The following is a 17,496-nucleotide window of genomic DNA, read 5'->3' as shown; positions in this document are numbered from 1 at the left end:
TCCGGGGCGATCATGAGACGCGGCTCACGGGTACCGGCACGTTCACGGACCGGCCGCTCGCATGTGACCGGCGCGTAACTTACCGGGCGGCGGCCTCGTTGGGACTTGTGTCACACGGGGAGCAGATGAGGGAGAGACAACCATGACCGTCTCACGGCAGGGTCGGCTGAAGAAGGCCGCCGCGCTCGTGCCGCTCGCCCTGTTGTCGGCGGCGTGGACGATCTCGATCAGCTCGACGGGCGCGCCCCAGGCGACGGCCGGAGACACCCGCGGCCGGCTCCCCGACGGCACCTCGATCCCGGCGGACGCCCTGCAGATCCCGGCGAGCGTGTCGGTCCCCGACAGCGGCTCGCTCGGGGTGACCGGCGAGAGCTCGTCGCAGATCGTCTCGCCCTCGTCGGCGTCCTCGATCCCGTCGGCAGCCCTCGCGGCCTACCAGCGCGCCGAGACGGTCATCGACAAGGCCGACAGGACCTGCCACCTCCCGTGGCAGCTGGTGGCCGCCATCGGCCGCGTCGAGTCCGACCACGGCCGTGCCGACGGCAACCGGCTCTCCGTCGCGGGCATCTCGCAGCCCGGCGTGTTCGGTGTCGCCCTCGACGGACTCCACGGCACGACCCGGATCCCCGACACCGACGGCGGGGTCTACGACGGCGACACCCGGTTCGACCGGGCCGTCGGCCCGATGCAGTTCATCCCGTCGACCTGGTCGACCGTGGGCGTGGACGCGGACGGCGACGGGCAGCGCAACCCGCAGGACATCAACGACGCCGCCCTCGCCGCGGCCGTCTACCTGTGCTCGGGCACCGACGACCTGTCCTCCTCGGCCGGCCAGTCGACGGCCGTCTACCGCTACAACCACTCGTCGTCGTACGTCGCGACGGTGCTGGCGGTCATGCAGTCCTACCTGGCCGGCGACTACACCGCGGCGCCGAACGACACCATCCCAGCGACGTACTTCGAGCCCGACCCCGCGCCGGCCGCGGCGCCGCACAAGAAGGCCAAGCACTCCCCGCGGCACACGCCGTCGGGCACGAGCCACACCACCCCTTCGGCCCCGTCGACCTCCGGTGTGCCCGCGACCGGCGGTGGCACCGGGACGTCCGGCGCTCCGAAGCCCCCGAAGCCCTCGGCGAGCGTGCCGACCTCCGCCCCGAGCGCGGTCGCACAGCCCGTCGCCCACGTGCTCAGCGCGGCCGAGGCGCTGACCCTGTGCAACCAGCAGATCGGCGCGATCCCTGACCCGCTCGGCCTGCTCAAGGGCACCCAGCAGGCCTGTGCCGACAAGGTCACCGGCAAGACGAAGTCAGCCGCGCTGGCCGCCATCCCCAACACGATCCAGGGCGTGCTCAACTGGCTCGGCCTCTGATCCGCCGAGACGTCAATCCCCACGGTCCGAGACGTCAATCCGTGGATACGGATTGACGTCTCGGACCGTGGGGATTGACGTCTCGGCGGGTTTGAGGCGGGTCAGATAAGACCAGCAGCCTCGACGGCCCAATACGTCAGGATCACGTCGGCACCCGCGCGACGGATCGCGAGCAGCGTCTCGAGGATGGCGGGCTCCCGGTCGATCCAGCCGTTCGCGGCGGCGGCCTCGACCATGGCGTACTCGCCGGAGACGTTGTACGCCGCGACCGGCACGTCCACGGTGTCGCGGACCTGGCGGATCACGTCGAGGTAGGCCAGGGCCGGCTTCACCATCACGATGTCGGCGCCCTGCTCGACGTCGAGCACCGCCTCCCGGACGCCCTCGAGGGCGTTGGCCGGGTCCTGCTGGTAGGTGCGGCGGTCGCCCTCGAGCGACGAGCCGACCGCCTCGCGGAAGGGCCCGAAGAACGCGGAGGAGTACTTGGCGCCGTACGCGAGGATCGAGACGTCGCTGCGACCGGCGCCGTCGAGCGCTGAGCGGATGACCCCGACCTGGCCGTCCATCATCCCGGACGGGCCGACCATGTGTACGCCGGCCGCGGCCTGCGCCAGCGCCATCTCGGCGTAGATCGCCAGGGTCCGGTCGTTGTCGATCCGACCGGTCTCGTCGAGGACGCCACAGTGACCGTGGTCGGTGAACTCGTCGAGGCAGAGGTCGCTCATCACGGTCAGCGCGGTGCCGACCTCGGCGACGGCGTCCGCGATGGCGACGTTCAGGATGCCCGCGGGGTCGACCGCGCCCGACCCGACGCCGTCCTTGCTCTCGGGGACGCCGAAGAGCATGACACCGCCGACGCCGGCCTCCGCGGCCTCCGCGACCGCCTTGCGCAGCGAGTCACGGCTGTGCTGGACCTGACCCGGCATCGAGCTGATCGGCAGCGGAGCGTCGATGCCCTCGCGCACGAACAGCGGCATCACCAGCTGACGCGGCTCGACCGTGGTCTCGGCCACCATCCGCCGCAGCGCCGCCGTCTGTCGCAGGCGTCGCGGACGGATGACGGGCGGTTCGAACTCGGTCATGCGCACCTCCTCGTGATGGTCCCGACTCGGGCCTCGATGCGCTCGCCGGCGCCCGCTACCCGACCCACGAAACCCCTCCGCCGGCCGAGCGGCCCGCGAGGGACGAGCGGGCGTGTCGAGACCGACGTTACTTGGCCTTCGCGCGCCGGGTGGCGGGCTTGCGGTCCGACGGCTTCGTGACCGGCTGGCCGGCCTCGACCAGGGACGCCCGGCGGATGGCCCCGAAGTCGGCGAGCGCGTCGGTGAGCGCCTCGATCGACGGCTCCGGCGAGAGGACGTCGACCCGCAGGCCGTGCTCCTCCGCGGTCTTCGCCGTGGCCGGCCCGATCACCGCGATGACGGTGGAGGGGTGCGGCTTGCCGGCGATGCCGACGAGGTTGCGCACCGTCGAGGACGACGTGAAGACGACCGCGTCGAACTTGCCGCTCTTGATCGCATCACGCGTCGGCGCCGGCGGCGGCGCGGCCCGGACGGTCCGGTACGCCGTGACGTCGTCGCACTCCCAGCCCAGGTCCACCAGGCCGGCGACGAGGTTCTCGGTCGCGATGTCGGCGCGCGGCAGGAAGACCCGGTTGATGGGGTCGAGCAGCTCGTCGAACTCGGGCCAGTCCTCGAGCAGGCCGGCGGCCGACTGCTCCCCCGACGGCACGAGGTCGGGGCGCAGGCCCCACTCGAGCAGCGACGCCGAGGTCTTGTCGCCGACAGCGGCGATCTTGAGGCCGGAGAAGGCGCGGGCGTCGAGGCCGTACTCGTCGAACTTCTCGCGGACGGCCTTCACGGCGTTGATCGAGGTGAACGCGACCCACTCGTAGCGGCCCTCGACGAGGCCGCGGATCGCCTTGTCCATCTGCTGCGGGTTGCGGGGCGGCTCGACGGAGATCGTGGGGACCTCCTCGGGGACGGCGCCGTAGCCGCGCAGCCGCTGCGACAGCGCCGGGGCCTGCTCCTTGGTGCGCGGCACCAGCACGCGCCAGCCGAAGAGCGGCTTGGTCTCGAACCACGACAGCGTCTCGCGCAGGTTGACGACCTTGCCGACCACGATGACGGCCGGCGGGGCCATCCGGGCGGCGCGGGCGTCGGCGGCGATGTGCTCGAGCGTCGAGGTGACGGTCGCCTGCTCGGTCGTGGTGCCGACGCGGGTCATCGCGACGGGCGTCTGCGGCGAGCGGCCGGCGGCGATGAGCTCCTTGGCGATCTCACCGACGAGGCCGACCCCGGAGAGCAGCACCAGCGTGCGGTCGTCGGCGTACGCCGACCAGTCGATCCCCCGTGAGTTGGACTCAGTGCCACAGGTGACGACGGCGACCTCGCGGTGGTCCTTGGTGGTCAGCGGGATGCCGGCGTACGCCGGGACCGCGGCGACCGACGAGACGCCGGGGACGATCTCGAACCCGATGCCGGCCTTCGCGCAGGCCTGCGCCTCCTCGGGGCCCGAGGCGTACAGGAACGGGTCGCCCGTCATCAGGCGGACGACCTTCAGGCCCCGCTTGGCCTGCTTGACGACGACCTTCGCCCGCGCTGCACGCGTCAGCGGCTGGCCGTCCTCACCGAACCCGCCGTCGACGAGCTCGGGGCCCTGGACCGGACCCTGGAGCTCCGCGCCCTCGACGGGCTCGGGGAGCCCCAGCAGCGTCCGGACCAGCGGTCCGTGCTCACTCGCCTCGGTCACGATGACGTCGGCCTGACGGATCAGGTCGGCGGCACGGACGGTCAGCAGCTCCGGGTCGCCCGGGCCGCTGCCGACGAACGACACCCAACCGGTCCTCGTCGACTGCACCGTGTATCCGGTCTCTCGCGCCATTGCCTCTTGCCCTCTTGCCTCTAGACGCCGTTCAGACGTCATGTCCTGCTTCGCTCCCGAGGGCGTCTGCACCCTCGGCGAGCATCTCCTTCGCCAGCCGCGTCCCGACCTCAACCGCTTCGGTCGTGGCACCGGTCGCGGACATCCGCACGGCCACCGCACCGTCCGGTGAGAGCGCCACCGCCCTCACCCAGAGCTCGTCGCCGTCGTCGCCCTCGACGACCTCGGCGAGCGTCCCGATCGGCGCCGAGCAACCGCCCTCGAGCGTTGCCAGCACTGCTCGCTCGGCTTCGACAGCGGCCCGCGTCCGAGGGTCGTCGAGCGCCGCGAGGGCGTCGACGAGCTCGTCCGTGGCCCGGCACTCGATCCCCAGCGCGCCCTGCCCGGGGGCGGGCAGCACCTGCAGGGGGTCGAGCGTCTCGGTCACCTCGTCGAGGCGGCCGATCCGAGCCAGTCCGGCCCGGGCGAGCACGACGGCGTCGTACTCCCCGGAGCGGACCTTGCCGATCCGGGTGTCAACGTTTCCACGAACACCCACCACATCCAAACCGAGACCGAGGGCGGCCAGCTGCGCGGCACGACGCGGGGAGCCCGTGCCGACCCTGGAGCCCGCGGGGAGCTCGCCCAGGGTGAGGCCGTCACGCGCGACGACGACGTCGCGCGGGTCCTCCCGCTCGGGCACGGCAGCCAGGGCGATGCCGGCCTGGGGGTACGTCGGGAGGTCCTTGAGCGAGTGGACGGCGACGTCCACCTCTCCGGCCAGCAGGGCGTCACGCAGGGCGCTGACGAACACGCCGGTGCCGCTCGCGGGCGTGTCGGCCAGCGGCGTCCCGGCGGCCTGCGACCGGTCGCCGTCGGTGGTGATCTCGACGAGCTCGACCTCGCGGCCGAGACGGTCGCGGATGAGGTCGGCGACGTGGCCCGACTGCGTCATGGCGAGCAGGGAACGGCGCGTGCCGATGCGGATCATGCGTCCTCCTCCGGCACGACGGACCGGGTGACCGCGTCGACCGCGTCCGGGTCCAGCGCGAAGAGCTCGGCCAGCGCGCGCTCGTAGGAGACGGCGCCCTGCTCGTTGGCCAGCTCCCGGACCCGGACGGTGGGCTCGTGCAGCAGCTTGTCGGCGACGCGTCGCACGGCCTGGAGCACCTCGGCGCGGGCCCTCCCCTCGAGGTCGGGCAGGCGGTTGTCGAGGCGGGCCATCTCGGCGTCGACGACGCTCGTCGCCATCGTGCGCAGCGCCACGACGGTCGGGGTGACGCTGGCCTGGCGACGAGCCGACAGGAACGCGGCGACCTCCTGGGTCACGATCCGGCGTACGGCGGCGACCTCCTGGCCGGCTTCGGTGCCGTGCAGCGCCGTCGCGAGCTCCTCGAGGCCGATCAGCGTGACGCCCGGCAGGTCGGCGACCGCGTGGTCGACGTCGCGCGGCAGGGCCAGGTCGACGATGCTCAACGGACGGGTGACCATCGCGGGCGTGACCAGCGTGCCGGTCGCGCCGGCACACGTGATGAGCAGGTCGGCGTCGGCGATCCGGTCGGTCAGCTCGGAGAGCGGGGCGGCCGTGGCGGCGTACTCGGCGGCGAGGCGCTCGGCCTTCGCCAGCGTGCGGTTGACGACGGTGACCGAGGCGGCGCCGAGGCGGCTGACGGTCGAGGTGGCGAGGCCGGCCATGGCGCCCGCGCCGACGACGACGACCCGGGCACCGGCGACGCCCTCGGGCATCGCCTGCTCGAGTGCGGCGGTGACCAGGGTCGGCGCGGCGCGGTCGATGTCGGTCTCGGCGCGGGTGCGCTTGCCGACGCGCAGAGCCTGCTGGAAGAGCGAGTTGAGGGCGGGGCCGACCGTGCCGAGCTCCTGGCCGAGCCGGAGGGCCTCGCGCGTCTGGCCGAGGATCTGACCCTCGCCCACGGCCATCGAGTCGAGGCCCGCCGCGACCTGGAACAGGTGCGAGACGGCGCCGTCGTCGTAGTGGACGTAGAGGTGCGGGAACATCCCCTCGACGCCCTCGCCCGCACGCTCCACCAGGAGCCGGGAGAGCCCCTCGACGGAGCCGTGGAAGCGGTCGACCTCGGTGTAGATCTCCAGCCTGTTGCAGGTCGCGATCACCGTCGCCTCGGTGACGTGCTCGTTGCCGACCACGTCGGTGACCAGCTTGTGCACGCCCTCGGCGTCGAGCGCGACCCGCTCGAGGAGGGTCACCGGGGCGGTGTTGTGGGAGATGCCGACGACGAGGATGCTCATACGGGTTCTCCGTGTGCCTTGCGCTGCTCGTGATAGGCGAGGATCTGCAGCTCGATGGAGAGGTCGACCTTGCGCACGTCGACGCCCGGCGGGACGGACAGCACGGTCGGCGCGAAGTTGAGGATGCTGCTGATGCCGGCCGCGACCATGCGGTCGGCCACGTCCTGGGCGGCGAACGCCGGGACGGAGATGACCCCGATGGCGACGTCGTTCTCGCGGACGATCTGCTCGAGGTCGTCGAAGGGTCGTACGACGATGCCGGCGACCTGCTGCTCGTGCAGCGCCTGGTCGGCGTCGAGCAGCGCGACGACCCGGAAGCCGCGGCTGCGGAAGCCGGAGAAGTTGGCCAGCGCGTGGCCCAGGTTTCCGATGCCGACGATGACGACCGGCCAGTCCTGGGTCACCCCGATCTCGCGGGCGATCTGGTAGCGCAGGTAGTCGACGTCGTACCCGACGCCGCGCGTGCCGTAGCTGCCCAGGTAGGAGAGGTCCTTGCGGAGCTTGGCGCTGTTGACGCCGGCCGCCGTCGCGAGCGCCTCGCTGGAGCAGGTCGTGATGCCCTGGTCGCCGAGGGCCGTGAGGGCACGGAGGTAGACCGGGAGCCGCGCGACAGTCGCCTCGGGGATGTCCCTGACGGCGTCGGTGGGGGTCCGTGCGGTCACGTGCGTCGCTCTCTCGTTGCCCGGTCGCGCAACGGGGGCCGCCAGCGGTCCGGACGCGTCGCACGCCGTCGTTCACTTTAGGAGTTTGTGAACGTGAGAACAAAACGAGCGGGGTGTGACCCAGGTAACTCCGGGCAACGCCGGGTAACACCGGGCAGCACGGGGCAACCCGGGGTAACTCAGTGTTCGCCGAGGTGGAACGCCGTTGGAACGGACTGCCACCCCGGCGAACGGTGAGTTACCCCTGCTGTAGCGCCGCCCGGAGCCGGTCGGGCGAGACCCGCCAGAAGTCGTGCTGCCTGCCGTCGACGAACGTCACGGGGACCTCGTCGGTGAACCGCTCGCGCAGCTCGGGGTCGTCGTCGATGAAGATCTCGTCGTACGACTCCCCCATCTCGGCACACACCGCCTTGATGGTCGCCCGCGCGTCGTCGCAGAGGTGACAGTCCGGGCGGCTGTAGAGGGTGACGCGGGCGGTCATTCGAGCAGCCGGAGGTCTCGGCGGCGTTCGATGTTGCGCAGTCGCCCCTTCTGCACCTTGCCGGTCGCGGTGTGGGGCAGCGCATCGACCAGCTCGAGCCGGGACGGCTGCTTGAAGCCGGCCAGCCGCTCCGCGCAGCGCGAGCGGATCCGGAACTCCAGGTCGCCCGGCGCGTCGTCATGAGGTACGACGTACGCGACGACCGCCTCGCCGGTCCGGTCGTCCGGCACGCCGATCACGGCGACGTCGGCGACGCCCTGCACGTCGGCGATGGTGTCCTCCACCTCGACCGGGTAGACGTTGAAGCCGGACACGATGACCAGGTCCTTGAGCCGGTCGACCAGCGTCAGGTCGCCCGACGGCGAGAGGAACCCGACGTCGCCGGTGGCCCACCAGCCGTCGGGCGCGGGACCGTCGGCCCCGTCGGGCCAGTAGCCGCCGAACAGGTTGTCGCCCCTGACCCAGATCTCGCCCGGGTCGCCCTGCTCGGGCACGCCGCCGACCTCGTCGACCAGCCGGATGCCGACGCCCGGCAACGCGGCTCCGACCGAGCCGGTCTCGAGCGTCTCCGAGCACAGCGTCGAGGTGACGACCGGCGCCGCCTCGGTCAGTCCGTAGCCCTGATGGACCGGGACGCCGGTCCGCGCGGTGAACGCGTCGACCAGGTCGGGGTCGAGCGGCGCGGAGCCCGAGAGGAGCAGGCGCACGGGGCCGAGCCGCTCCTCCAGGGTCGGGTCCTGCATCCAGTAGGCGAGCACCGGCGGGGCGACCGGGACGACGCTGCAGGCCTCGTCCTCGATCAGGTCGAGCGTGCTCTGCGGCTCGAAGCGGTCGACGAGCAGCAGCTTGGCGCGCCGGTGCAGCACCGTCCCGAGCACCGCGTTGAGCCCGTAGACGTGGAAGAGCGGCAGCACCCCGAGGACGACGTCGTCGCCGTGGATCATCGGCGGGTCGACCGCGGCGATCTGCTCGATGTTGGCGAGCAGCGCACGGTGGCTGAGCATCGCGCCGCGCGGGCGACCGGAGGTGCCGCTGGTGTAGAGCAGGACCGCGAGCCGCTCGGGGTCCGAGACCGGCGGCAGCGGACGCGCTGACTCGGCGCGCAGGTCGTCGTACGCGTGCTCGCCGGGCCGCGGGGACGCGTCGACGACGTACACCTGCGGGCGGACGGTGCGGGTCAGCAGCTCGGAGTCGAGGCGGCCGAGGTCGAGGTCGCCGCCCATCGCGCGGTCGACGTAGGCGATGGCCTGGCGCACGGACGCGATCGAGTCGGCGTCCGCGACCACCAGGCGGGAGCCGGAGTCGCCGACGGTGCGGGAGATCTCCGTGGCGGTCGACCGCGGGTTCACGGGTACGGCAACCGCGTGGGCGCGCAGCACGGCCAGGTAGGTCGCCACGAACTCGAGGCGGTTCGTCGTGGCGATCGCGACGCGGTGGCCGGCGAGGATCCCCGCCGCGCCGAGGCCGGTCGCGAGACGGCCGACCTCGTCCTCGAGCTGCGCCCACGTCAGGCTGCGTCCGCCCGCCTCGACCAGCGCGAGCTTGTCGGGGCTCTCCAGCGCGGCCACTCCGAGCAGATCGGCGACACCGCGGACGGTCCCGGGCAATGACATAGGCGCGATCCTCGCACAGCCCGTCGTCGGCGGGGACGGGAAGATGCGGCGACCACTACATTGAGGCCCGTGGCCGCGAACCCGCCCCGCAGGAACCTCACACGCCGCTCGACGCTGGCCGGTGAGGCCGCCGCCGCGGCCGCCGAGGTGGAGTCCGCGCTGACCACTCCGGCGGTGCTCGACACGGCTGCGTTCTTCGACGTGGACAACACGATCATGCAGGGCGCGAGCATCTTCCACCTGGCCAAGGGCCTCTACCGGCGCAGGTTCTTCACGACGCGCGAGATCCTCGGTGCGGCCTACAAGCAGGCCTACTTCCGCTTCGCCGGCGTCGAGGACCCCGAGCACGTCGCGTCGGCACGGGCCTCGGCCCTCGCGTTCATCCAGGGACACACGGTCGCCGACCTGCAGTCGGTCAGCGAGGAGATCTTCGACGAGGCGATGGCCGGTCGGATCTGGCCGGGCACCCGCGCGCTGGCCCAACTGCACCTCGACGAGGGCCAGCGGGTCTGGCTCGTCACGGCGGCGCCGGTCGAGATCGCCGAGATCATCGCGCGCAGGCTCGGTCTCACCGGCGCCATGGGCACGGTCGCCGAGCACGTCGACGGGGTCTACACGGGCCGACTGGTCGGCGAGATGTTGCACGGACCAGCCAAGGCGGCGGCCGTGCAGGCGCTGGCCGAGCGGGAGAGTCTCGACCTGAGCCGCTGCTCGGCGTACTCCGACTCCTTCAACGACCTGCCGATGCTGAGCCTCGTCGGCGACCCCTGCGCGATCAACCCCGATGCCCGGCTGCGCGCCTACGCACGCGAGAAGGGCTGGCGGGTGCGTGACTACCGCACCGGACGCAAGGCGGCCCGGGCCGGCCTGCTGACGGCCGCACTGGGCGGCGCGGTGACGGGTGCGGTGGCGGCCGGGGTCGCTCTGCGGAGCCGACGGGACTGATTCGGCCCCGCGGCGGGTACCCACGGTGGGACGGATCGCTCCGCTGTCGACGACGTGTTACCGCACTGTGGGCCACCTGACAGTTCGGGCCGTTCCGTCTACGATGTCGACGAAGTTAACGGCCAGTAGCATTGGCGATCCCGGCCTGGGGAGGGCGGTCTACATGCCGCACAGCGAGCTCGAGCGTGGGCTCGACGCGCTCCGCGCCGCTGTGGCACGCGCGATGTACGCCGCCCGGCCGGCGTACGCGGGCCACGGCGTGCTCCTCATGGCGACCGGCCCCGCGACCGAGGCCTCACCGGGCGACTCGCCCCGCGACCCGGCCGGCGGCCACTCGGGGGACGCCGGCGGCGACGACCACGATCTGGCGGCTTCGTCGGAGGAGTCCGAGGCCGACCGGCAGCGACTGATCGCGCTCGTCGAGCTGGCACGGAAGGGCGATACCGAGGCGTTCGGCCTGCTCTACGACCACTACAACGGCGCGGTCTACCGGTTCCTCTTCTACCGGACCCGTTCGCAGGCGCTGGCCGAGGACCTGACCTCGGAGACGTTCTTCCGGGCGCTCCGCTCGATGACCGGCTTCCGCTGGCAGGGCAAGGACTTCGGCGCGTGGCTGATGACGATCGCCCGCAACCTGGCGACCGACCACTTCAAGGCCGGCCGGACCCGGCTGGAGCTCACGACCGAGGACATGGGGCTCCACGACGACGCCGCCGACGGCCCGGAGAACGAGGTGCTCGCCGGGCTCACCAACGAGATCCTGCTGCAGTCGCTGGCGAAGCTGCCCGACGAGCAGCGCGACTGCGTCGTCATGCGGTTCCTCCAGGGCATGAGCATCGCCGAGACGGCGGCCGTCCTCGGGCGCAGTGAAGGGGCCATCAAGCAGCTCCAGCTGCGTGGCGTCCGCAACCTGGCGAAGCTGATGCCGGAAGGGTTGCGTGGCTAGATGATCGCGACCGTAACCCTTTCGCTCCGCCCGTCGTTGGTCCGGATGACTGCGGCATCACGCGGCACACTGCCGCGTCCGAACGACCGCATCCAGACCGAAGGACGACCCCGATGAGCCCGGCGTTCCCGAACCGCCGCCGCGCCGACCAGTTCGACGCGTTGGTGGAGGGCACCCTCACGCAGGCCCCGAGCGCCGAGCTGGCGGAGCTGGCGGCGCTCGCCGAGGGGCTGCGGGCCGCGCCTGAGGTCACCCCGCGTGCCGACTTCGCCGCGAGCCTGCGCGAGCGGCTGATGGAGGCAGCGCCCGAGGCGCTGGCGAGCCCGGCCGGCCCGGCCACCGAGCACGCCGCCGGTCGTCTCACGGTCGCGCACCGCACCCCGTCCAAGACGTCCCGCGAGCGGCGCATCGGCGTCGCCATCGCGGCCTTCTCGATCGTCGGCGCCACCGCCGTCTCGGCTGTCGCGTCGCAGGGCTCCCTGCCGGGCGACACCCTCTACCCGGTCAAGCGACTCATCGAGGACGCCCGGACCTCGCTGACCATGGGTCAGGACGCCAAGGCAGACGTACTGCTCTCGCAGGCCCGCACCCGCCTCGACGAGGCGCGCAGCCTCGGCAGCGAGAGCGACGTCGACACCAGCGCGGTCGAGCAGGCCCTGCAGGACTTCGGCGACACCGCGAACCACGCCTCCACGATCCTGCTGGCGCAGTACGCCGACCACGGCAACGCCCAGGACATCACCGAGCTCCGCACGTTCGCCCAGCAGAGCGTCACGACGCTGGCCCAGCTCGCCGACCTCCTGCCCCCCAGCCTCGACGGCGCGCTCGCCGACGCGACCACGACCCTGCTCACGATCGACCACTCCGCCGCCCAGGCCTGCTCGGCCTGCGGTGGTGGCGTCGGCATCACCGAGCTTCCGTCCACGCTGGTCGACCTGTTGGCGGCCAGGCCCGCCGGTGCCGCGACGACGTCGTCGGTGGGCACGCCGCCCGCCACCACGAAGACCGGCAAGCCCCGCCTGAACGGGCCCTCCTCGGTCCCGTCCCCCGCCACCGGCGGATCGGCCACCGGCCCGCTCACCGGCGTCACCGGTCCGTTGACCGGCGGCTCCCCGAGCAAGCCCGGCAGCGCCCCGACGAGCCTGGGCGGCGTCGTGGGTGGCGCCGGCGGAGCCGTCGGCGGCGCGGTCGGCGGTGTCGGCGGCGCTCTCGGCGATGCGGGCGGCAAGGTCGGCGGACCCGTCGGCGGCGTTCTCGGCGGCGCCGGAGACGCGGTCGGCGGTGTGGGCGACGCGGTCGGCGGAGTCACCGGCGGAGTCGGCAACACCTTGGACGGCGTCGGCGGGCTGCTCAGCCCGAGCCCGACCACTCAGCCCTGACCCACGCCGAGATCCGGGTTCTGGTCCTTCGAGATCCGGGTCTCGACGCCTAGCGGAAGACCGACGGTCGCTGCATCAGCAGTGAGTAGAGCGTCTGCTGGATCGTCTCGCGCACCTGGTCGGTGACGTTGAAGACCAGCATCGGGTCGTCGGCAGCGCCCGCGTCGTACTCGTCGGTGCGGATGGGCTCACCGAACTCGATGATCCACTTCGACGGCAGCGGCACGAGGCCGAGCGGGCCGAGGAGCGGGAAGAACGGCGTGATCGGGAGGTACGGCACCCCGAGGATGCGCGCCAGCGAAGGGACGTTGCCGATCAGCGGGTAGATCTCCTCCGCGCCCACGACCGAGAGCGGGATGATCGGGACGCCCGTGCGAAGCGCCGCCGAGACGAAGCCCCCGCGACCGAAGCGCTGCAGCTTGTAGCGCTCGCTGTAGGGCTTGCCGATGCCCTTGAAGCCCTCGGGCCAGACCCCGACGAGCTCGCCGTTGCGCAGCATGCGCTCCGCGTCCTCGGTGCACGCCAGGGTCGCACCGGACTTGCGCGCGAGGGCGCTCACGAACGGCAGCCGGAAGACCAGGTCGGCGCCGAGCGGGCGCAAGAAGCGGCCCGTGTGGTCGTGGATGCTGGCCATCGTCATCAGGCCGTCGACGGGGACCGTGCCCGAGTGGTTGGAGACGACGAGGGCCCCGCCACGGGTGGGGATGTTCTCCGTGCCACGCACTTCGATGCGGAACCACTTCGCGGCGATCGGGCGCAGCGAGGCGAGCAGGAAGCGCTGGGTGAGCTCGGCGTCGAAGCCGTACTCGTCGACGACGTAGTCCCCCGTCACGCGGCGGCGCAGGAACGCGAGGAAGCGGGCCAGCTCGGGCTCCCAGTCGTCGCCGAAGACCTCCTTGGCGGCGCCGGCGATGGCCGCCTGCCAGTCTCCGACAGGGATGCCCGCCAGCCTCGCGCGCTCGCGGACCGTGGCCACCGGCGCGGTCACGTCGGTCGCCTCCAGCGGCGGCTCGGGAACCGCGTGGACGACCGGCTGCTCCGCGGGCTGCTCGACGGGCGGTTCTGCGGGCGGCTCGACGGGCCGCTCGACATCCTTCTTGACGCGGGGCGGCGTCCGGGGCGAGGACTTGCCCGCCAGCCCGCGCGCCGCCGCCGACGGGCGCTGCCCGGTGCCGCGGCCCGGACGACCACGCGTGCCGATCGGGATGACCTCGGCGCCCTCCGACTCCTCCAGCTCGCTCACCGCCCCGCCACCTGCTCGAGCGACTCGCGCTGGGACGGCAGGTGTCGCTCGATGTCGGCGAGCAGCCGCTCGGCGCGTCCGCCGGTCGGGATGAGGTTCGATGCGAAGTCGTCGACCGTCGAGGCGGTCGAGTAGCGCGGCTCGAAGCCGAGGTCGCGCCGCATGCGCGTGGTGTCCACGCCCCGGCCGAAGGTCAGCAGCGCGCGCAGCTCGGGTGAGAACTCCGAGACGTGCATCGACCTGAGGACACCGCCGAGCCCACTCAGAGCGAAGCCGGGCAGCGGCAGCGTCGGGCGCTGGAGTCGGCGTACGAGCTGGCTGAGCGTGAGCAGGCCGTCGCCGGCGATGTTGAAGGTGCCCGGCACCTCCGCGGCGATCGCGTGGCCGATGGCGCCGAGCAGATCGCGCTCGTGCAGGAACTGCAGCCGCGGGTCGTAGCCGAGCACGGTCGGGATCAGCGGCATCCGGAGATACCTCGCGATGGGGCTCTCGACCTGCGGGCCGAGGACGTTCGCGCAGCGCAGCAAGGTGACGAGCACTTCGGGGCGTCGCCGCGCGAAGCCGCGCACGTACCCCTCGATCTCGGCGACGTCCTTCGCATAGCCGCTGCGGGACTGTCGGCGCGGCTCCATCTCCTCGCCGAACATGGCGGGGTCACGGCTGCTGGCGCCGTACACGTGCGTCGTCGACTTCACGACCAGCTGACGGACGCTCGGCGCCTTCTGGCACGCAGCCAACAGCTGCATGGTGCCGATGACGTTGAGCTCCTTCATCGTCGACCGGCCGCCGTTGGCGCCAGGGGTCGAGATGATGCTCATGTGGACGACGGTGTCGACGTCCTCCTTGGCGATCACCTTGGCGATCACCGGGTTGCGGATGTCCGCTCTGACGAAGGACATCCCGCCGACGTCGCCGCGCGGGGGCACGACGTCGACACCGATCACCCGCTCGACGGCGGGGTGGTCAGCGGCAGCGCGCGCGAACCGTCGACCGAGGTCTCGAGAGACCCCGGTGACGAGTACGACGCGTCCGGCCACGTGGCGACCCTATCGACTCAGACGAGCGGGGATCGGGCGCAGACGGGTGAAGTTGACCACCCGCCACGCAAGGTCGCAGGGACGAGCCGTGCGACCTCGAACGTCACTTGCCGAGCTTGCGACGCGCGACTCGCGTCTTCTTCAGCAGCTTGCGGTGCTTCTTCTTCGCCATGCGCTTGCGACGCTTCTTGATGACAGAACCCACGGGAAACCTTTCGAGAACCGGCTCCGGCTCGAGCCGGACCGGGACAGCCTAGCCGTCCCGTGCTGAGCGGGCGGAATCGAGAGGTCCCGTGGGCCTGCGTGAAGACGCACCGTCGTCCTGGTCGTGCGCTCGCAAGGCGGGGCCGCGAGGCTCCGGAGCCAGCGTCGTCCGGGTCGTGCGCTCGCAAGGCGGGGCCGCGAGCGTGCGAGTCGGGCGGCGGCTGAGCGCCTCCGGTGGTGCGATGCCAAGGCGGAGCGGCGAAGGCGGCCTTGGAGCGAAGCGGGCCGGCGAGGCGCGACAACGCAGGCAGGGCGCCGCCGGAGGCGCTCAGCCGGCGTTGTAGAAGCTGTTTTTGATGTATTCGTTCGCATCGTCCTCGCGGACGCGGAACGAGCGGCCGACCCGAACGGCCGGGAGGTCACCGCCATGCACCAGGCGATAGACGGTCATCTTGGAGACGCGCATCATCGCGGCAACCTCGGCGACGGTCAGGAACTTCGCCTCGGAGAGTTCGGGCTTGCCAGCCATCGTGTCCACCGTACTTTCTTGGGCGCGCCACCGGCTTCCCCACCGATGCTCCACGCGCCGCGTGCCGTGAGAATAGAGCCTGATGTGACTGATGGGGAAGAGGAAACTTGTGCGAATACCCATTTCTCGGCGTGTCGCCTTGCAACTCTCATCATCAGGTGTTCTAACTCTTTACTTTTCGGGAGTCACCAGACACTCGGATCGAGCCCGTGCAACGGGAACGCGGCCATCCGGGTGGCGTGCACCTGACGGTCCAGCCAGGCCTCCGGGTCGTAGCCCTCCCGCCAGTCACGGTAGCGCGGCTCACGGCCGTCGGTCATCCGTCCCGGCGCCACACGGCCGAGCCGGTGGAGGACGTGCTCGCGCCAGCCGACCGGGGTGTCGAGCGTCGGGTCGAGCGGGCTGCCGCCCACGATCGCGAGCAGGTGCGTCCAGGCGCGCGGGACGACGTCGACCACGGCGTACCCACCCCCGCCGAAGGCCACCCAGCGGCCGCCGGCGACGTCGTGCGCGAGCTCGTGGAGCGCGAGGTACGTCGCCCGCTGACCGTCGACGGTCAGCATGAGGTGCGCGAGCGGGTCCTCGATGTGGGAGTCGCAGCCCTGCTGGGTCACGAGCACGTCCGGCTTGAACGCGTGCAGCACGTCCGGGACGACCGCGTGGAACGCGCGCAGCCAGCCGGCGTCCGCGGTGCCGGGCGGGAGCGCGAGGTTGACCGCCGTGCCCTCTGCGCCGGGGCCGCCGAGGTCCTTGGCGAAGCCGGTGCCCGGGAAGAGCATCTGCCCGGTCTCGTGCAGGCTGATCGTGAGGACGCGCGGGTCGTCCCAGAACGCCCGTTCGACGCCGTCACCGTGGTGGACGTCGACGTCGACGTACGCCACCTTCTCGGCGCCGTTGTCGAGCAGCCACTGGATGCCCACCGCGACGTCGTTGTAGATGCAGAACCCGCTCGCCTGACCGCGCATCGCGTGGTGCAGGCCGCCCATCACATTGGCGGAGTGGACCGACTCGCCGGTCCAGACCTGCCGGCAGGCCTCGACGCTCGCGCCGACGATGTGGGCGCTGGCGTGGTGCATGTTGCCGAAGACGGGGTCGTCGTCGGTGCCGAGCCCGTGCTCGAGGTCCGGCTCCAGGGTGCGGCCGGCGCGCTGCACGGCCTCGATGTACGCCGGGTCGTGGACCGTCGCGAGCAGGTCCTCGCTCGCCATCGGCGCCGGGACGGTGCGCAGGCGGCCGCCCGTGACGCCGAGCTCGTCGGCGAGCCGCATCGTCAGGTCTATCCGTAGCGGGCTCATCGGGTGGGTCGGTCCGAAGTCGTACTCCGTGAGGCTCTGGTCGAAGACGACCGTCGCCGGCCCGCTGCACTCCACGGATCGAACCTACCGCGAGGCGTGTGGTGAGCGGCTCGGCGACCACGACCCGCCCCCGGCCTTCCCCCCGTCAGGTTGTCGTCAGGGGCGACCGGCGAGGCTGGTGGCATGTTCGACCTGATCAACGGCCTGCCCGTCCACCCGCTCATCGTCCACGCGATCGTCGTCCTGCTGCCGCTGGCGGCGATCGGCACGGTCGCGATCGCGCTGGTGCCGCGGTGGCGCGCGCCGTACGGGCCGTTGGTCACGGCCGCCGCGATCGCCTCGGTGATCCTGCTGCCGATCGCGACCTCGAGCGGCGAGGCGCTCGAGCGACACGTGGGCGACCCCGGCCGGCACGCCGCGATGGGTGACATGCTCATCTGGTTCGCCGTGCCGCTCGCGGTGCTCGCGCTCGCGCTGACCTACGTCGCGCGCCGTGCCGCGGCCGGACGCGCACTCGTCGGCCCGCACTGGCTGCCGACTGCCGTGGCGGTGCTCGCCGTCGTCGCCGCCGTGGCGACCGGCGTGCAGGTCTACCGGGTCGGCGACTCGGGCGCGAAGGCCGTGTGGGCCGACCAGGTGCAGGCGTCGCACCACTGAGGGTTCGCG

General features: G+C 72.1%; 17 protein-coding genes. 5 read left to right on the top strand and 12 right to left on the bottom strand.

What is annotated here, in order from left to right:
* Positions 1-142 precede the first annotated feature (142 nt).
* Positions 143-1,369, top strand: a complete 1,227-nt coding sequence (locus ABD205_RS06185) for a lytic transglycosylase domain-containing protein (RefSeq protein WP_344043477.1) — start codon at positions 143-145, stop codon at positions 1,367-1,369.
* A 101-nt stretch (positions 1,370-1,470) separates the two neighbouring features.
* Here ABD205_RS06185 and hemB read toward each other — a convergent pair whose 3' ends face one another.
* The 7 genes from hemB to ABD205_RS06150 all read right to left on the bottom strand — a co-directional run bounded on the left by hemB (position 1,471) and on the right by ABD205_RS06150 (position 9,252).
* A complete protein-coding gene (gene hemB / locus ABD205_RS06180; protein ID WP_344043475.1) occupies positions 1,471-2,451 on the bottom strand; it encodes a porphobilinogen synthase in 981 nt (326 codons plus the stop codon).
* 127 nt (positions 2,452-2,578) lie between these two features.
* Complete coding sequence (locus tag ABD205_RS06175) at positions 2,579-4,252, bottom strand: bifunctional uroporphyrinogen-III C-methyltransferase/uroporphyrinogen-III synthase (protein WP_344043473.1); 1,674 nt, start codon at positions 4,250-4,252, stop codon at positions 2,579-2,581.
* Positions 4,253-4,283: 31 nt separating this feature from the next.
* On the bottom strand, positions 4,284-5,222 hold the full coding sequence (gene hemC / locus ABD205_RS06170; protein ID WP_344043471.1) for a hydroxymethylbilane synthase: 939 nt from the start codon (positions 5,220-5,222) through the stop codon (positions 4,284-4,286).
* Entirely contained in the window at positions 5,219-6,496 is a 1,278-nt protein-coding gene (locus tag ABD205_RS06165; RefSeq protein WP_344043469.1) for a glutamyl-tRNA reductase, read from the bottom strand. The genes hemC and ABD205_RS06165 overlap by 4 nt, the downstream gene beginning before the upstream one ends.
* Entirely contained in the window at positions 6,493-7,158 is a 666-nt protein-coding gene (locus ABD205_RS06160) for a redox-sensing transcriptional repressor Rex (RefSeq protein WP_344043467.1), read from the bottom strand. Before ABD205_RS06160 ends, ABD205_RS06165 begins: the two co-directional genes overlap by 4 nt.
* A gap of 238 nt (positions 7,159-7,396) precedes the next feature.
* A complete protein-coding gene (locus tag ABD205_RS06155; protein WP_344043465.1) occupies positions 7,397-7,639 on the bottom strand; it encodes a glutaredoxin family protein in 243 nt (80 codons plus the stop codon).
* Positions 7,636-9,252 (bottom strand): class I adenylate-forming enzyme family protein, encoded by a 1,617-nt coding sequence (locus ABD205_RS06150; protein ID WP_344043463.1) that lies wholly within the window; start codon positions 9,250-9,252, stop codon positions 7,636-7,638. Before ABD205_RS06150 ends, ABD205_RS06155 begins: the two co-directional genes overlap by 4 nt.
* 69 nt (positions 9,253-9,321) lie before the next feature.
* Between ABD205_RS06150 and ABD205_RS06145 the strand changes: the two genes are divergently transcribed.
* The 3 genes from ABD205_RS06145 (at position 9,322) to ABD205_RS06135 (ending at position 12,522) form a co-directional block, all read left to right on the top strand.
* The gene (locus tag ABD205_RS06145) at positions 9,322-10,197 is read left to right on the top strand and encodes an HAD family hydrolase (protein ID WP_344043461.1); all 876 of its coding nucleotides are present in this window, start codon (positions 9,322-9,324) and stop codon (positions 10,195-10,197) included.
* Between the two features lie 163 nt (positions 10,198-10,360).
* Positions 10,361-11,143 carry a sigma-70 family RNA polymerase sigma factor gene (locus ABD205_RS06140; protein ID WP_344043459.1) on the top strand — a complete coding sequence of 261 codons (783 nt, stop codon included), beginning with the start codon at positions 10,361-10,363 and terminating at the stop codon, positions 11,141-11,143.
* Between the two features lie 113 nt (positions 11,144-11,256).
* Positions 11,257-12,522: a DUF5667 domain-containing protein gene (locus ABD205_RS06135; RefSeq protein WP_344043457.1), complete on the top strand. Its 1,266-nt coding sequence runs from the start codon at positions 11,257-11,259 to the stop codon at positions 12,520-12,522.
* Positions 12,523-12,571: 49 nt separating this feature from the next.
* On the opposite strand, the gene ABD205_RS06130 is transcribed toward ABD205_RS06135, so the two are convergent.
* The 5 genes from ABD205_RS06130 to ABD205_RS06110 all read right to left on the bottom strand — a co-directional run bounded on the left by ABD205_RS06130 (position 12,572) and on the right by ABD205_RS06110 (position 16,905).
* The gene (locus tag ABD205_RS06130; RefSeq protein WP_344043455.1) at positions 12,572-13,765 is read right to left on the bottom strand and encodes a lysophospholipid acyltransferase family protein; all 1,194 of its coding nucleotides are present in this window, start codon (positions 13,763-13,765) and stop codon (positions 12,572-12,574) included.
* A complete protein-coding gene (locus ABD205_RS06125; protein WP_344043453.1) occupies positions 13,762-14,802 on the bottom strand; it encodes an NAD-dependent epimerase/dehydratase family protein in 1,041 nt (346 codons plus the stop codon). Before ABD205_RS06125 ends, ABD205_RS06130 begins: the two co-directional genes overlap by 4 nt.
* 103 nt (positions 14,803-14,905) lie before the next feature.
* Positions 14,906-15,007, bottom strand: a complete 102-nt coding sequence (locus ABD205_RS06120) for a 30S ribosomal protein bS22 (protein WP_017933175.1) — start codon at positions 15,005-15,007, stop codon at positions 14,906-14,908.
* A gap of 327 nt (positions 15,008-15,334) precedes the next feature.
* Entirely contained in the window at positions 15,335-15,535 is a 201-nt protein-coding gene (locus tag ABD205_RS06115) for a helix-turn-helix domain-containing protein (protein ID WP_344043448.1), read from the bottom strand.
* 185 nt (positions 15,536-15,720) lie between these two features.
* A complete protein-coding gene (locus ABD205_RS06110; protein ID WP_344043446.1) occupies positions 15,721-16,905 on the bottom strand; it encodes an acetoin utilization protein AcuC in 1,185 nt (394 codons plus the stop codon).
* Between the two features lie 108 nt (positions 16,906-17,013).
* Here ABD205_RS06110 and ABD205_RS06105 point away from each other — a divergent pair, with 108 nt between their 5' ends.
* Positions 17,014-17,487, top strand: coding sequence for a DUF2231 domain-containing protein (locus ABD205_RS06105; RefSeq protein WP_344043444.1), 474 nt, complete (start codon positions 17,014-17,016; stop codon positions 17,485-17,487).
* Positions 17,488-17,496 lie beyond the last annotated feature (9 nt).

Origin of the sequence: Nocardioides panacihumi, from assembly GCF_039530925.1 — a bacterium.
Classification (GTDB): Bacteria; Actinomycetota; Actinomycetes; order Propionibacteriales; family Nocardioidaceae; genus Nocardioides; species Nocardioides panacihumi.
Note: the sequence above shows the minus strand (reverse complement) of the source record. Positions and strands in the feature narration are given on the sequence as shown.

Bases quoted from the DNA above. Each gene is read 5' to 3' on its own strand.
- ABD205_RS06185 (WP_344043477.1), top strand. From the start codon at position 143: ATGACCGTCTCACGGCAGGGTCGGCTGAAGAAGGCCGCCGCGCTCGTG.
- hemB (WP_344043475.1), bottom strand. From the start codon at position 2,451: ATGACCGAGTTCGAACCGCCCGTCATCCGTCCGCGACGCCTGCGACAG.
- ABD205_RS06175 (WP_344043473.1), bottom strand. From the start codon at position 4,252: ATGGCGCGAGAGACCGGATACACGGTGCAGTCGACGAGGACCGGTTGG.
- hemC (WP_344043471.1), bottom strand. From the start codon at position 5,222: ATGATCCGCATCGGCACGCGCCGTTCCCTGCTCGCCATGACGCAGTCG.
- ABD205_RS06165 (WP_344043469.1), bottom strand. From the start codon at position 6,496: ATGAGCATCCTCGTCGTCGGCATCTCCCACAACACCGCCCCGGTGACC.
- ABD205_RS06155 (WP_344043465.1), bottom strand. From the start codon at position 7,639: ATGACCGCCCGCGTCACCCTCTACAGCCGCCCGGACTGTCACCTCTGC.
- ABD205_RS06150 (WP_344043463.1), bottom strand. From the start codon at position 9,252: ATGTCATTGCCCGGGACCGTCCGCGGTGTCGCCGATCTGCTCGGAGTG.
- ABD205_RS06140 (WP_344043459.1), top strand. From the start codon at position 10,361: ATGCCGCACAGCGAGCTCGAGCGTGGGCTCGACGCGCTCCGCGCCGCT.
- ABD205_RS06135 (WP_344043457.1), top strand. From the start codon at position 11,257: ATGAGCCCGGCGTTCCCGAACCGCCGCCGCGCCGACCAGTTCGACGCG.
- ABD205_RS06115 (WP_344043448.1), bottom strand. From the start codon at position 15,535: ATGGCTGGCAAGCCCGAACTCTCCGAGGCGAAGTTCCTGACCGTCGCC.
- ABD205_RS06105 (WP_344043444.1), top strand. From the start codon at position 17,014: ATGTTCGACCTGATCAACGGCCTGCCCGTCCACCCGCTCATCGTCCAC.